This window comes from Exiguobacterium sp. ZWU0009 (genome assembly GCF_000798935.2).
Classification (GTDB): Bacteria; Bacillota; Bacilli; order Exiguobacteriales; family Exiguobacteriaceae; genus Exiguobacterium_A; species Exiguobacterium_A acetylicum.
Genome location: NZ_CP018057.1, coordinates 2828032 through 2842722 on the forward strand (window position 1 = coordinate 2828032; position 14691 = coordinate 2842722).

Here is a 14691-nt window from a genome sequence, read left to right on the forward strand (position 1 = left end):
AATTAGTTATTAATAATAGTTGTTAAAGTTTCTTTATATTTATTCAGTGATAGTTCTTTTCTCAAATGTTGATCAAGATATTGACGACCACGCATTCCCATGGCATGGCGTTCTTCTTGAGTCAACTCATAGATAGATTTAATGTTTTCAGCAAATTTCCGGTAATCTTGTGGTTCTGACACCAATCCCGAGTTGCTTGTTGAAATCAAAAATTCTGCTTCGCTTCCCTGTTCAAGAACTCCAAGAATAGGTTTACCCGCTGCCATGACACCGTAAATTTTACTAGGAACAGAAACTCCTTTTATTCCTTTTTGATTTACTACAAGATGAACATCTGCCACATTTAATGAATATTTAATAAACTCTTTTGGTTGATATGGTAAAAATGTTACGTTTTTTAGACCTTCTTTAGACACATAGTCTTGCATATCTTTTTTGGAAGCACCTTCACCTACATACAAAAAATGAATATCTGGAATACTCTGTAATGCGGAAGAGATTTTAATTAAATTTTCTAAATCATAAAACAAGCCTAAATTACCTGAGTACATAATAATAAATTTCTCTTCGAGATTATGTTCCTTTAAAAACTCTGAGACATGTAGTTCGTTTTTAGATAATGGAATAATTTCATTTTCATCTGTCCAGTTATTGATTACGCTATGACTGAGATAATGCTTATTTCCAAAACGATTACTTAACGTCTCTTTCATATCATTCCCTACCAAAATGATATGATCAGAGTAACTGCAGTTTAGTTTATCAATTTGTTTAGCAATCTTATGTACTGTTCCACCAGTGTAGTTTACAGCAGCTGCTTGCTCGGGATTAAAATCTTGAATGTTATACAAATGTTTGGAACGTTTTAGAAATTTTCCAATCGTTCCAATTAAACCGCCTAAAATTGGTGGCTGTGAAATTGTATAAATCAAATCTACATTTTTTTCTTTTAACAATGCAATATTAGCCAATAGAAAATATCGGGAAATATATCTTATTCGACTTAATTTTGAACGCTTATTTACCTGATCCACTTGAACGCGAATAACCTTTATTCCATTCCAATATTCTGTTTCAATTTTTTTATTAGGCTTTCCTAAATAAGTATCTTCACTATACCCTGGTTGTGCAGCAATAACAGTAATTTCAAAATCATCTTTAATATGCAAACAAAGTTCAGTCATCAACTGACCCGTCGATGCATAATCAGGATGAAAATAATTGATTACGAAGACTATTTTTTTCATTAACGACCATCCTTACCGTTTATAGCTGATTGATATATTTCAAGTAGTTCAGAGTAATTTTGTTTAGAAGTATATTTTAATTTGAAGATTTCTTTAGACTTTATACTCATATTTTGAAAATCAAATTCCGATTGATTAATCGCAATTTGTAAAGTATTTTTCAATGATTTTATATCGTTAGGCTTAAATAACATTCCAGTTTCGCTTGTTACTATTTCAGGAAATCCCGCATGGTTTGGTACTATAACTGGCTTTCCTAAGGACATCGCTTCAAGAAGAACCATTGGAAATCCTTCATACCATTTAGAACCCATAACTAAAAAATTGTTTTTAGCTATTTCTTCTTTTACTTTTTCGTTTTCTATCCAACCTTTCCAGATTATATTTTGATTATTTCCGTATTTCTCCTCAAGAATTGATTTTTCAGGACCATCACCAATAATAGTTAGTGAGAAAGAGCTTTGATCAATTTCTTCAAAAGCTTCTAAAATATCATTTATACCTTTTTCTTTAGAAACTCTTCCAACAAAAACAAAGTTATTATTTTTTTCAGGTGATAATTTTAAATTATTTTCTATTAATTTAGAATTATCTTCATTTAAAAAATTAGGTTTAACAAATAGTTTTTCTTTTGGGAATCCGTCTCTCACCATTATATTTTTAGCGAATTCTGTTAAACAAATGTATGCATCTACATTTTTATTATAATTCCCTGTTGATTTATTTATAACTTGCATTGCATTTATAGCAAATGTTCCAGTTAAAGAATCTTTGTAACATCTATTCTTTAAAGATTCAAATGGAATCTTTTTACCAACACATTTTTCACAGGGCAATCCATTTTTCAGTAACAAACCATTTGAACAAACCAATCTGTAATTATGTAAGGTTTGAACTAGAGGGATTTTTTGAACTTTAGCAGCTTTATAAATACTTGGACTAATTATTGGGAAAGTATTATGTACATGAATTATATCTGGTTTTAGTTCCGCTAATATTTTTCTGAATTTTTTAAACGAAGATACTGACCAAATTGTATTAATACCTGTTTTGACCATTTGTATCTTATTATTTTGATTTATATTTGAATTGGATTCTATATACAAAATAACTTCATTACCCATTTTTTTTAACATATTTATTTCAGAAGTTAATACAGTATCTTCGCCCCCCTTACTTTTGTACTCATTGTGAACCATTAAAATTTTCATCATTCTTCACGCTCTATTCAAATTTAAATTTTTTAAAGAATCTCATTATTAAAAGGATTGTCGTAAGGCAAATTATACTAATAAATAATTGACTTATAAAATTATAAAAATCTCCTCTTAATAGACTATACACTCTACTAATTATTACACCATAAAAAATAATAAATACACTATTTGAATATAATAAATTAACTTTTTTTAGAACAGATAAAAATATTCCTAATATAAGAAAACCGATACCTACAAATATTAATCCACCGTTGTAATAAAGTTCTCCTAAAAAAGAAATTGAATATTCACTTCTGATTTCGCCATAAAAGTCTGGATAAAAATTTGTAGTATATAAATAATTTCCCCCACCTCGAACTTTATTTTCGAATATACTTCTTGGAATAGGAGACGTTAGACCATCAATAAAAGTTTTTCCATATAAATAATAGTTGGAAAAATTTATTTTTTGAATTATATCTATAGCTCCATCGAAAGAAGAAGCTTCAAATCCACCCCAAAAAAAATCTGGTGCAGACATTAAATTTTCAATCAGCAAACTTTTTAAATCTCCACCTTTATTGGCTAAAAAATACTGATCCCTCGCTATTGTACGGTAAATTATCCCAATGAATATGAAAATAAATATACCTAAAAATAATAATTTTTTTAACTTTATCTTTCTATAATGAGTATTTATTAAGATTAATAAAGGTAACAAAAATCCGTAAACAAAACTTGATCTTGTTCCTAAAAATAAATCAATCATTAAAGAAACAAATATTATTAAAATAACATTTACTATGTTTATGCTTTTTTTATCATTGTTGTCTTTATTAAATTTTATATAATAAAACAACCAAAATAAAATTGCATACTTAAACATCTGCACAGAAATTAATAAATAACCATTTCCATTTGAGAATATATTGTTTCTTAACTGAGAAACTTCAGTCAAAGTATAGCCTAATTTTAAAGTACTCAAAGAAATATAAATGAGAGTCACAAGTGTAATGACAAAACTAATTGACAATGTAACTTTTGAAGCACTTAGCATTCTAGAAAAATCATTAAAATTTTGATCAACTTTATTAATTTTCTTACTCAAGAAAATTTGATCCCAAATATTATTATTTATATAATATCCTAATAACATCATTATTGTAGCCATCATCCAAATGTTTGAGGCTGTTCCGAGTTGATTTTCACTCAAAAAAAATCTTACACTTTCTCCAGGTCCATAGTTTTTCGAGTAAACGCTATACCAAACATCACCTACTATAAAAATTAAAACCCAAATTAAAACTAAAAAGATTGGACTACTCCAATCTTTTTCTAGTTTATAACTCAAAATTAAACCACTGATTACAACAAATGTAAAAAGTAACGCTGATAGAATATCAAACATAATACTCTCCCTTAATTATCTATACAAAATTTTCTTTACTTCATCTTCAATTTGAAGTTGCGCACCTTTTAAAGTATCCATTTTGTAATTCTGATCATTCCTAATTATCTCTAGCATCATATTAAGCACTTCATTTTCATTAAAATGTTCTATATCATAAACGAAATCCTGAAGTCCTAATCTTTTAAATGTTCCTAATGTTTTAGGCTGATAAGATAAAGCAATTGTTGGAACTCCTCCAGCAAGACTAAATATTGTTGAATGCATTCGACTTCCAATAAATAAGTTCATTTTTCCATACATATCAACAAGTTGTTCAGGGTAATTAACATGACTTTTTAAATCCACTAAAAATTTTTCATTAAGGTTTAACTTATTATATAAGTACTTAGACTGATGATAATCTGAATCTCCCTCATTAACTGTAACTTGTGGGAAAATATATACACTTAAATTACTATGTTCTTCTTTTAATTTTTGAATAATCCATTTAATTTTATTAATATAAACTTCTAACTCGGCTTCGGTAGCTTTCCCTCTAGAAAATCTCCAATCCATTACTGTAATTCCAAGATTTAAATTTTCTTTATTTACCTTAAAGTTACTTTTTTTATCTGGTAATAAAAAACCGATGTCTGATACTTCTTTAACATTCTTTACACCCATATCTTTTAGTAATAATGTAGTAGTTTGTTCTCTACTAAAAAATAAATCAACTTTTTTCAAAATTTTTCTTACAAGATAGTAATCTACTCTAGAATTTAATGGACCTACACTCTGAGGAAAACAAATTAACTTTTTATTTACATGTTTTGCTAACCATATATGAAATAAGGCATTTAACAATCCAGGACCTAGAGATCCTTTTTTCGAGGAATATAAATATCCTCCTCCTACACTTATTATCAAGTCTGCTTCTTCAAAATGATTTAAATTATTAACTTTTTTGTTGAATTTTATCGAAACAAGTTTTGATAACCCAATCAAATATTTTTCGAAAAAATTATTTTTTGGTTTTAATGACCAAACATTTTCTACACTCTCAACCCCATATTGTGAATAGAATTTTTCATTTTGGTCATGATAAGACGACATTACTTTAATTGAAGCATCAGGTTTATGTTTCTTTAATAAATGAATCATAGATGCTACTATACCAGCATCACCTCGGTTTTCAGCCGAATAAGCGTTAATTAATAAAATGTTCATAATTTAATTCCTCTACTATGTTTTTTAAATTTTATAAATAAAGTCAATGTGAAAGAGATAATACTTATTATTAAAGGGTACACAGCTGTTAAAAGGTTGATATTATCTTTTGATAACAAAAAACATATCATTAATGATATAAAAGAATTTAAATGTGCTAAAAAAATCACTCTATTCTGCATTGTAGATTTAAAATACACAATTAAAGGCTTAGTAAGTACCAATAAAAATTGATATGTGATAAAAAGTAATAGTATTTCTGTGTTATCTAAAAATTTTTCTCGGTAAAAAATAGAATAAATCACTCTAGAAAAAACATAAGTAATAACTAATAAAAAAAGTACTCTTTTCCAATTTTCTTTATACATACTTAGTATTTTATTTTTTATCTCATGTGGGTTTAATTTTCCAATGAAAATTTCCTCAGATAGTTCTGGGATTTTTTTGTTTTCATAAATCTGGGTAAATATAGTCAACAGACTTACAAGATTCATTGTTGTTCTTATCGACGACATTTCTAATTCTGATAATGAATTAGCTGAAATAATAAAATACCCCTGCGTATAACCCCAGAAAAAAATTAATCCTCCAATAGACCATTTTCCATAATTAAAGTGATTTGAAAAAATCAATTTAGTTAAATTATTATTCTTTCTATACTTACCCTTTGTTAACACATAAAAATAAAAAATAGATATTGTATATGCGAAAAACAGATCTAAAAAGATTAAAGCTACGTTAATCTTTTGGGTTACATACAATATAGAAGCTCCTAGAATAAAACAACTTAGAAAAACAGACGTCGATTTCAATATGCTTTTATTATTAATTTCATTTGTAGTGATTGAATATTTTCTTAATATTTCATAATGGTTCCATGAAATAAAATATAACATTGAAGTTAGAAATACAGAAAAGCTTATATTTATAAAAAAACAATTTAAGATGCTGAGTACTATTATTGATAATAATCCCGTCGTTACAAATGAATAAAAAGTTAATTTTGAAATATAGAACTTACTGTCTTCTTTAAAATCAACATTTAAATAAACTAGTATAGGTTGCGAAAAAAAACCACTTCCTATACTAAAAATAAGAGATCCAGCAGCGAAAACTATTATAAAGATTGAAAAATCAGTTGGTGTCAGAAGAAGACCTACTATTAAAACCAACAGAAAATTCAACATAGAAAATAAAAATTGCTCAATAAAATGTGGTTTCTTGTAAATAGTTTTTTTAAAAATATTAATCAAACATTCTCACCTTATCATTCTCTACTTTTGCTTTCTCTATATCACTTTTAACCATAATTTCAACAAGCTGTTCAAATGATGTTTTAGTAGGGTTCCATCCTAAAACACGCTTCGCTTTTTCAGGTGTACCTAATAATTGCTCTACTTCTGCAGGGCGGAAAAACTTAGGATCTACGGATACGATTAACTCTTTTGTTGCTTTGTTATATCCTTTTTCCTCTACACCAGTTCCAGTCCACTCCACATCAATACCCGCATGTTTAAATGCAAGCTCAACAAATTCACGGACCGTATGCATTTCACCAGTCGCAATAACGAAGTCTTCTGGTTTATCATGTTGTAACATTAACCACATACATTCAACGTAGTCTTTGGCATATCCCCAATCACGTAAAGAATCAAGATTACCTAGTTTTAGTTCCTTCTGTTTCCCTTGTGCGATACGTGCTGCTGCAAGCGAGATTTTACGAGTAACGAATGTCTCACCGCGGCGCTCTGATTCATGATTAAAAAGAATTCCGTTTACTGCGAACATGTTGTACGATTCACGGTAGTTTTTTGTAATCCAGAAGCCATACATTTTGGCGACACCGTACGGTGAACGTGGGTAGAATGGTGTTGTCTCAGATTGTGGTACTTCTTGAACTTTTCCGTAAAGCTCTGAAGTTGATGCTTGATAGATTCGTGTCTTTTCAGTGAGACCAAGAATTTTGACTGCCTCTAGAATCCGTAACGTTCCGACCGCATCAACGTCAGCCGTATATTCTGGTACGTCAAATGATACACGGACGTGCGATTGTGCTGCTAGGTTGTAAATTTCATCTGGTTTGATTTCACTGATCAATCGGATGACGTTTGATGTATCTGTGATGTCTCCATAATGAAGGTGGAAGTTTTCATTGTTGTACATTGACTCTGCTTCATTCTCATTCATGACGTCCTCTAGTCGCTCTTGATTATAAGACGAGCTACGACGAATAACACCGTGCACTTCATAGTCCATTCCGAGTAAAAATTCCGCTAAATAAGATCCGTCTTGACCTGTAACACCTGTAATTAATGCTTTTTTCATGTTTTTCGCTCCTCGAATTAAACTTTTTCTAATGTATCTGTATTATTTAAGAACCAATTATATGCTTTACGAATTCCGTCTTCTAACTCTACTTTCGCTTTCCAGCCCAGTTGATTGATTTTCGTCGTATCAACTAGTTTGCGAGGTGTTCCATCTGGCTTTGTCGTATCAAATTTCAATTCACCTTCGAAGCCAACTACACGTTGCACCGTTTCAGCAAGTTCTTTAATTGATACGTCCTCTCCTACTCCGATGTTAATGATTTCATCTTCATTGTAATGATTCATTAAATAGACACACGCATCTGCTAAATCATCTGAATAGAGGAACTCACGTTTTGGTGTACCTGTGCCCCATACTTCAACTGACAATTGGTTCGATAATTTAGCTTCATGGAACTTCCGAATCAAAGCTGGCATGACGTGAGAAGATTGAAGATCGAAATTATCATTTTCACCGTACAGGTTTGTCGGCATCGCTGAAATGTAATTCGTTCCATACTGTTTATTGTAAGATTGACACATTTTGATTCCAGCAATCTTTGCTAATGCGTAAGCATCATTTGTCGGTTCAAGGGGACCAGTTAATAAATACTCTTCTTTTAATGGTTGCGGTGCTAATTTAGGATAGATACAAGTACTGCCAAGGAATAATAATTTTTCAACCTGATTTCGATAAGAAGCGTCAATCACGTTAGTTTGAATCATTAAATTGTCACGGATGAAGTCGGCAGGAAATTCATTGTTGGCAACAATTCCTCCTACTTTAGCAGCTGCGACAAAGACAAATTCAGGTTTTTCTTCTTTGAAGAAACGATCTACTTGTTCTTTATCACGTAAATCAAGCTCTTTACTAGTACGAACGACTAAATTCGTATAGCCATCTTTCATCAATTTTCGATGAATAGCAGAACCAACTAAACCACGATGTCCTGCAATATATATCTTTGATTTTTTAATCATAATTAATAAGCTCCAGTCTTAAAAATCACACTTTTTATAGTCAATAATATAATTTTGAAATCCAACATTAATGAACAATTATCTATATAATAAAGTTCCATTTTTTTTCTTCGAGGATAACCTACATTACTTCTTCCATTTGCTTGCCAATAACCTGTTATTCCTGGCTTCGTAGATAAAAATTTAATTCTATCTACTCCATACTCAATATCTAACTCTTCATCAACTATAGGTCTAGGACCTACTATCGACATATCTCCTTTAAGAACATTATAAAATTGTGGAATTTCATCAATACTATACTTTCTTATAAATGCACCTAGTTTAGTAATTCTAGGGTCTTCATGAGACTCCAGTTTATAATTATTATCTATATACTTTTGATAAAGAATTTTATTGTTTTTTAATTTTTGTTCTGCGTTAGCTATCATCGACCTAAATTTATACATTTTGAACCTTTTTCCATTTAATCCGTATCTATATTGACCAAAAAACACATCATGTTTTGGTTCTCTTATTTTGATCAACAAGAAAAATATTAAGAATATAGGAGAACAAATACTTAAGAACATTAGAGATAAAATAATGTCTATTGACCTTTTAGATATTCTATAAAGAATACTCTTAGCAGAGGTTGACCCAATATTTTCTAATGAAATTTGATTAATTACTGTCGTTTCATTAATCTCTTCTGAAGACAATACTGCTACTGAAACTTCTTCTTCGCTAGTATTCAATTTTTTATTATTCAAAAAGCTTCCCTCCTTATATTATTTCGTTATCATTTTTTCTGATTCGAATTCTTTAATCACATCTAATAAAATTTCGTATACTTCTTCTTTTAAATCAGCTCTATTTAGTGCAAACTCAAGCGTCGTCCGAATGAATCCTAATTTTTCACCGACATCATAACGCTTGCCATCAAATTCATAAGCAAAAACTCGTTGCATCTCGTTTAATCGCGTAATCGCGTCCGTTAATTGAATTTCGCCACCTGATCCAACTTGTTGTGTTTCAAGGTACTTGAAGATTTCTGGTGTGAGTAGATAACGCCCTAAAATCGCCAAGTTCGATGGTGCTGTTCCAGCCATTGGCTTTTCGACAAATGATTTCACCTTATGTAATTGCTCTGTGATACTCGTACTTGGATCAACAATACCGTAGCGATGTGTATCTTTGTCTGGAACTGGCTGCACGCCAATGATTGAACTATTCGTAATTTCATACTGTTCTATTAACTGGCGTGTACACGGTACTTCAGCTTGAACGATATCGTCACCGAGCATAACGACGAATGGTTCATTCCCGATAAATGCTTTCGCTTGAAGAATAGCATCCCCTAAGCCTTTGGGTTTTGATTGACGAATGAAATGGATGTTAATATTTGTCGTTGCTTCAACAAGATATAACAATTCAGACTTGTTTTTCGAAATCAAGTTTGCTTCAAGTTCTGGTACGGAATCAAAGTGATCTTCGATCGCTCGTTTCCCTTTGCCAGTAATGATTAAAATATCTTCAATTCCTGATTCAATTGCTTCCTCAATGATATATTGAATCGTTGGTTTATCAACGATAGGTAACATTTCTTTTGGCATTGCTTTTGTCGCTGGCAGGAAACGTGTACCAAGTCCTGCTGCTGGAATGACGGCTTTTTTTACTCTCATAATGAAATACACTCCTCTATCAATTTTCAAGATGGAAAATTATATTTTTTGTTCCATTCTTTATGTAAAATACAATAACATAGGACATGTGCTATTTTCCATAAAGTTTTCCATAATTTCATAATGTAAGCGTTAACATAGAAAAAAGAGAGTGTCATTTCACTCTCTTTCCCTTACCTTGACAAAAAATGTTACATCCATTGTCCTTTCCAATTCTTCTCGACAGGACTCGGTGGATTGATTGTCACGAGTTGATTCAAGAGAACCGCTTCATTATTTTCATAAATTTCATCGATCAACCAATCTTCGAATGTTTTCTCAAGCATTCGTTCGCATTGCTTCCAGTAGAATGGACGTTTCTCGAGATGATGCGCATCACTCGCAATGAGATGGGCTAAACCGTTCTCAAGCAAAGCAACCGCAAACCGTTGTACATCCTTACCGTATTTCCCGATCAAACTAGCACACGTTACCTGGCTGATGGCACCGTTTAAAATCAATTCAAAAAGTAACGATGGATTTTGAATGATTGCTTTATTTTTTTCTGGATGAGCTACGATCGGAACGTAGCCATCGGAAATCAATTCCGCAAAGACTTGGCGTGCGTATGATGGAATCCCACTTGACGGAAACTCGATCAAGATATAGCGTGACTCGTTAAGTGTCAGCGCTTGTCCTGCTTCTAACGCTTCCATCAATTCACCAATCAAGCGTATCTCATGACCCGGATAAACGGTTAATGGAATATCACGTTGCTTCAACAAGACATTGAACTCGTTGACCGTCAGCTTCACATCGACATTTTCCGTTTCGAATTGCGGATGATAGAGGTGCGGTGTCGCAATGATCCGCGATACCCCTTCTGCGACGGCTTGTTCGGCTAACTGTAAGGCATGTTCGACACTAGCCGGACCGTCATCGACGAGCGGCAAGATATGACAATGGATATCAACCATGTAGATGTCCCTCACTCATAGGAATAGTAGTATTGGTATGCTGAATCATCCGTCAGTTCACGACGGTTCAAGACGACACCGAGGATTTTTGCCTCCGCCAGTTCAAGTTGTTCTTTTGCTTTCAAGACCCGTTGACGATCGGATGTCGTACAACCGACGACAAGGATGACGCCATCAGTCAGTTTCGAAGTAATCCGACTATCAGCGACTTGTAGCAATGGTGGTGCGTCGAAGATGATGATGTCGAACTCTTCACGGAGTTGTGCAACAAGATGCTCCATCGCTCGTGACGATAAGAGCTCCGCTGGGTTCGGTGGAATCGGACCCGCTGTCAAAATCGATAGGTTATCGACTTTCGTTGGTAAGATAGCTTTTTCTTTTTCTGCCTGACGTGTCAAAAGACTTGAAAGTCCAAGACCATTTGCAACACGGAACGTATAATGAACCGTCGGACGACGCATATCAGTATCGACAATCAAAACCTTTTTACCTTGTTGCGCATAAGCGACGGCTAAGTTCGATGATGTCGTTGACTTCCCTTCACCTTGTGTCGCTGACGTGACGAGAATCGCTTGAATCTCTCGATCGACAGCCATGAATTCAATGTTTGTACGGATTGTCCGATATTGCTCAGCAACAGGTGACTTCGGCTGCGTGACTGTAATCAGTTTCCGCGCGTCTTTGTTCATTTTACTCTTCTTAGCCATGTTGTTGGACCGCCTCTCGTTTTGTTACTTTTGACGATGACTTGAATACTTTGCTATCGATGTCCGGAATACTACCGAGGACTGGAAGATCAAGAATTTGTTGAACTTGATCTTCTGTCCGGATGCGACGATCGAATACTTCACGTAAGAACGCGAGACCGACACCGAGTAAGAATCCGACAACCGCTGCGATCGCTGTATTTAAAATAATGTTTGGACTAACAGGTGATGTCGGAATACCTGATTTCGATAAGACAGTAACGTTATCAACACTCATTAATTTTTGAACATCTGAACTGAAGACCTCTGCAATCGAGTTAGCCATGTTTGATGCGAGTGCTGCATCCGTACTTTGGACCGAGACGTTAATGACCTGTGAATTTTGTTCACTTTCGATAGTGACCATATCGTTTAGTGATTTAATACTTGTTGGTGCATTCGCTACTTCTTTTTGAACTTGTTCTAAAATCGCCGGACTTTTGATGATGACCCGATATGTATTAACCAATGTGACAGATGACTGGACTTGTGATGCATCGATGACTTGATTTTCTTGTTTTTTTGGTGTGACGAGAATTTGAGTTCCTGCTTGATACGTCGGTTTAATCAAAAAGCTACTGACGGCAAATGAGATGAGAGCGGTGACAATCGTCAACGCCAAGATGCGCCAGAACGATTTACGTAAAATCGAAAATAATTCCTGCAAGCTAATCGTTTCATTCATGGTCTAATTATTCTCCTTTATTTGTCTAATTCAGTGACTTTCCTACATCAACTAGGAATCAGTATAACAAATATTTGGGAAATGGTTGATGTTTTTTTAGGAAATGTCATACGTTTATTGAAAAACATTGCGTATAATAAAAGATGAATTGTTACTATTTACATTCATTTCCGTATCTCGACATAGGAGGAATTTCTTTATGCATCGCTCGCTACAGGCGCTTCAATTCTATACTTCTCACTCAAAAGAGGACATTGCTCGACTTCATGAACGGATTCGTTCGAGTCTTGCTTCTACTGAATCCTTGACGGATACGATGATCCGGATCACCGGGCAACCTCCACTGATTCCTTATGATGAAGATACCGTGACGGTCGACGAATGGAATGCATTCCTCGCTGGAAAACACCATGAAACGTTGGCTGACTTTTACGGTACATTGGTCGCACGTCCGATTCTCGATGAAGATGGACCGCTTCTAAATAAGGAAGAAGAACCATTACCGACACTTTCACGTAGTCATCGTGAACCCGAACCAAAACGTCGAAAAAAAGCGAAAGAAATCAAGCATGCTGGAGCAAAACGACCATTACCGTGGGGCTGGATCGCGTTGTTGATTCTTTGTTTCCTACTTGGCGCCAGTGGAACCTATGTCTATTCAACGTACTTCGCAGGTTCTGCAGATACGACACCAAAAGCCACTGTCGAAAAACCAGTCACGGTCGAGAAGACAAAGGAAAAGAAACCAAAAGCAACAGAAGAGACCGCCGCTGTTGATGATGTTTTGTATGTTAAAACACGCTCAAGTAACATCTACCGAGAAGAAACGATGACGACATTACTCTATGAAGCAGACTTCGGTGACGGGTATCGCATCGTCAAGAAAACAGACGGTGTGACTGAAATTGAATTGTCGGATGATTTAACAGGATTCATCAAAACATCCAATACGACAAAACGACTCAAAGGTGAACCGCTTGCTGACGAAACACTTTTGACGTGGGCAAATGATAACCTCGATACGAGTTTTGTGACCGGCACCCTCATTGACCTTATCGGCAAAAGTAGTGAAGAACTGAATAGTCTTTATGGATCAGCCGATCGGACTTTCAATGATGAATTGCATGACTACCTATTTTACGGAAAGCACTTCTTTGTCTTGAAGGACAACAAGGTCATCGCCATTGACTGGACTGAGACGACTATTACGAATGAGCAATTAGCCTCACTGGCTCCACTTCAACTCGAAACAGAATCGACAGGGCTCGTCACGAGTAACTCCTATCGTCTTCAACGATTTGCAAAAGAGGGAACAATCAGCCGGATTCGTCTAGCTGAACAATCGTTCTAAACAAAAGCACCAAATCCTCACGGATTCGGTGCTTTTTTCATTCCATATCGAGTGAATAGCGTAATGCCGTTTGTGTTTCTTTCAGTGAGTCGTCCGTCGGGTGCCAGTAATAGATTCCGTCGCCTTCTTTTCCACCTGTTCCTTCAAGCTTAAGGTTCTTTTGGTTATGGAAAGCATCCATGTAATCAAAAGCGAGTGTCCGCATCGGTTTGAACGAGACGTTTGTTTGGGCATTCTTCCCTACGACATCCATGATGGCATTAAACTTACTGATTGATACATCAGAAGATAATTTAGCTACTACTTGCTCGATGACTTGACGCTGACGCATCTGACGACCAAAATCGCCACGCGGATCGTCATAACGCATTCGAGTATATTTCAATGCTGTCGTTCCGTCCAAGTTTACTTTACCAACATTAAATTGATGACCTTCATAATCAAACTTTAAGTCATTGTAGACCGTTACACCACCGACTGCATCAACTAAAGACGTGAATCCTTCCATATTGATTTCTGCATAATAGTTGATCGGGATATCGAGGAATTTCTCAACTGTTTTGATTGCCATCTCCGGTCCACCGAATGAATAGGCGTGATTGATTTTATCATTCGTCCCTTTTCCGACGATATCGACCTTCGTGTCTCGAGGAATACTAATCAAGCGACTTTCGTTTCGTGTCGGATTCAATGTCATGACCATGATTGAGTCACTACGTCCCTGCTCACCTGGTCGCTGATCGACACCGAGTAATAGAACCGATACCGGTTTTTGCTCTTCGACGACTTTGTCTCCCGTATTTTTAACCGGTGACTGAATCTTTTTGACCGTCTGGTCGACTTGATAATATGTATAGCCGATGAATCCGCCGACACCGACAGTAAGGATAAGTGCGATCAGTAGCATAATTTTCAGTGGCGTCCAACGTTTCTTCACCT

General features: G+C 34.5%; 14 protein-coding genes. 1 reads left to right on the top strand and 13 read right to left on the bottom strand.

Annotated features, from left to right (window positions below):
* Window positions 1–2: 2 nt before the first annotated feature.
* The 12 genes from L985_RS14615 to L985_RS14670 form a co-directional block, all read right to left on the bottom strand.
* Window positions 3–1247, bottom strand: coding sequence for a glycosyltransferase family 4 protein (locus L985_RS14615; RefSeq protein ID WP_047390417.1), 1245 nt, complete (start codon window positions 1245–1247; stop codon window positions 3–5).
* Complete coding sequence (locus L985_RS14620) at window positions 1247–2458, bottom strand: glycosyltransferase family 4 protein (protein WP_158513354.1); 1212 nt, start codon at window positions 2456–2458, stop codon at window positions 1247–1249. Before L985_RS14620 ends, L985_RS14615 begins: the two co-directional genes overlap by 1 nt.
* Window positions 2459–2471: 13 nt before the next feature.
* The gene (gene wzy / locus L985_RS14625; protein ID WP_047390412.1) at window positions 2472–3854 is read right to left on the bottom strand and encodes an O-antigen polysaccharide polymerase Wzy; all 1383 of its coding nucleotides are present in this window, start codon (window positions 3852–3854) and stop codon (window positions 2472–2474) included.
* 15 nt (window positions 3855–3869) lie between these two features.
* Window positions 3870–5063 carry a polysaccharide pyruvyl transferase family protein gene (locus tag L985_RS14630; RefSeq protein ID WP_047390410.1) on the bottom strand — a complete coding sequence of 398 codons (1194 nt, stop codon included), beginning with the start codon at window positions 5061–5063 and terminating at the stop codon, window positions 3870–3872.
* Window positions 5060–6316, bottom strand: coding sequence for a hypothetical protein (locus tag L985_RS14635; protein ID WP_047390407.1), 1257 nt, complete (start codon window positions 6314–6316; stop codon window positions 5060–5062). The genes L985_RS14630 and L985_RS14635 overlap by 4 nt, the downstream gene beginning before the upstream one ends.
* Window positions 6309–7388 carry a GDP-mannose 4,6-dehydratase gene (gene gmd, locus L985_RS14640; protein ID WP_047390405.1) on the bottom strand — a complete coding sequence of 360 codons (1080 nt, stop codon included), beginning with the start codon at window positions 7386–7388 and terminating at the stop codon, window positions 6309–6311. Before gmd ends, L985_RS14635 begins: the two co-directional genes overlap by 8 nt.
* A 17-nt stretch (window positions 7389–7405) precedes the next feature.
* A complete protein-coding gene (fcl, locus tag L985_RS14645) occupies window positions 7406–8350 on the bottom strand; it encodes a GDP-L-fucose synthase (protein ID WP_047390403.1) in 945 nt (314 codons plus the stop codon).
* Window positions 8351–8352: 2 nt separating this feature from the next.
* On the bottom strand, window positions 8353–9036 hold the full coding sequence (locus L985_RS14650; RefSeq protein ID WP_071908864.1) for a sugar transferase: 684 nt from the start codon (window positions 9034–9036) through the stop codon (window positions 8353–8355).
* An 84-nt stretch (window positions 9037–9120) separates the two neighbouring features.
* The gene (gene galU / locus L985_RS14655; protein WP_047390400.1) at window positions 9121–10014 is read right to left on the bottom strand and encodes a UTP--glucose-1-phosphate uridylyltransferase GalU; all 894 of its coding nucleotides are present in this window, start codon (window positions 10012–10014) and stop codon (window positions 9121–9123) included.
* A gap of 191 nt (window positions 10015–10205) precedes the next feature.
* On the bottom strand, window positions 10206–10970 hold the full coding sequence (locus tag L985_RS14660; RefSeq protein WP_047390398.1) for a tyrosine-protein phosphatase: 765 nt from the start codon (window positions 10968–10970) through the stop codon (window positions 10206–10208).
* 11 nt (window positions 10971–10981) lie between these two features.
* Entirely contained in the window at window positions 10982–11677 is a 696-nt protein-coding gene (locus tag L985_RS14665; protein WP_047390395.1) for a CpsD/CapB family tyrosine-protein kinase, read from the bottom strand.
* Window positions 11670–12401, bottom strand: coding sequence for a YveK family protein (locus tag L985_RS14670; protein ID WP_047390393.1), 732 nt, complete (start codon window positions 12399–12401; stop codon window positions 11670–11672). Before L985_RS14670 ends, L985_RS14665 begins: the two co-directional genes overlap by 8 nt.
* A gap of 199 nt (window positions 12402–12600) precedes the next feature.
* Here L985_RS14670 and L985_RS14675 point away from each other — a divergent pair, with 199 nt between their 5' ends.
* The gene (locus tag L985_RS14675; RefSeq protein WP_047390390.1) at window positions 12601–13752 is read left to right on the top strand and encodes a hypothetical protein; all 1152 of its coding nucleotides are present in this window, start codon (window positions 12601–12603) and stop codon (window positions 13750–13752) included.
* A gap of 37 nt (window positions 13753–13789) precedes the next feature.
* Here the strand turns inward: L985_RS14675 and L985_RS14680 are convergent, their stop codons facing one another.
* The gene (locus L985_RS14680) at window positions 13790–14689 is read right to left on the bottom strand and encodes an LCP family glycopolymer transferase (protein WP_235609841.1); all 900 of its coding nucleotides are present in this window, start codon (window positions 14687–14689) and stop codon (window positions 13790–13792) included.
* Window positions 14690–14691: the final 2 nt, after the last annotated feature.

Excerpts from the sequence above, each read along its gene's own strand:
- wzy (WP_047390412.1), bottom strand. The coding sequence starts at position 3,854 with ATGTTTGATATTCTATCAGCGTTACTTTTTACATTTGTTGTAATCAGT.
- L985_RS14670 (WP_047390393.1), bottom strand. The coding sequence starts at position 12,401 with ATGAATGAAACGATTAGCTTGCAGGAATTATTTTCGATTTTACGTAAA.
- L985_RS14630 (WP_047390410.1), bottom strand. The coding sequence starts at position 5,063 with ATGAACATTTTATTAATTAACGCTTATTCGGCTGAAAACCGAGGTGAT.
- L985_RS14665 (WP_047390395.1), bottom strand. The coding sequence starts at position 11,677 with ATGGCTAAGAAGAGTAAAATGAACAAAGACGCGCGGAAACTGATTACA.
- L985_RS14660 (WP_047390398.1), bottom strand. The coding sequence starts at position 10,970 with ATGGTTGATATCCATTGTCATATCTTGCCGCTCGTCGATGACGGTCCG.
- L985_RS14675 (WP_047390390.1), top strand. The coding sequence starts at position 12,601 with ATGCATCGCTCGCTACAGGCGCTTCAATTCTATACTTCTCACTCAAAA.
- L985_RS14620 (WP_158513354.1), bottom strand. The coding sequence starts at position 2,458 with ATGAAAATTTTAATGGTTCACAATGAGTACAAAAGTAAGGGGGGCGAA.
- gmd (WP_047390405.1), bottom strand. The coding sequence starts at position 7,388 with ATGAAAAAAGCATTAATTACAGGTGTTACAGGTCAAGACGGATCTTAT.
- fcl (WP_047390403.1), bottom strand. The coding sequence starts at position 8,350 with ATGATTAAAAAATCAAAGATATATATTGCAGGACATCGTGGTTTAGTT.
- galU (WP_047390400.1), bottom strand. The coding sequence starts at position 10,014 with ATGAGAGTAAAAAAAGCCGTCATTCCAGCAGCAGGACTTGGTACACGT.
- L985_RS14615 (WP_047390417.1), bottom strand. The coding sequence starts at position 1,247 with ATGAAAAAAATAGTCTTCGTAATCAATTATTTTCATCCTGATTATGCA.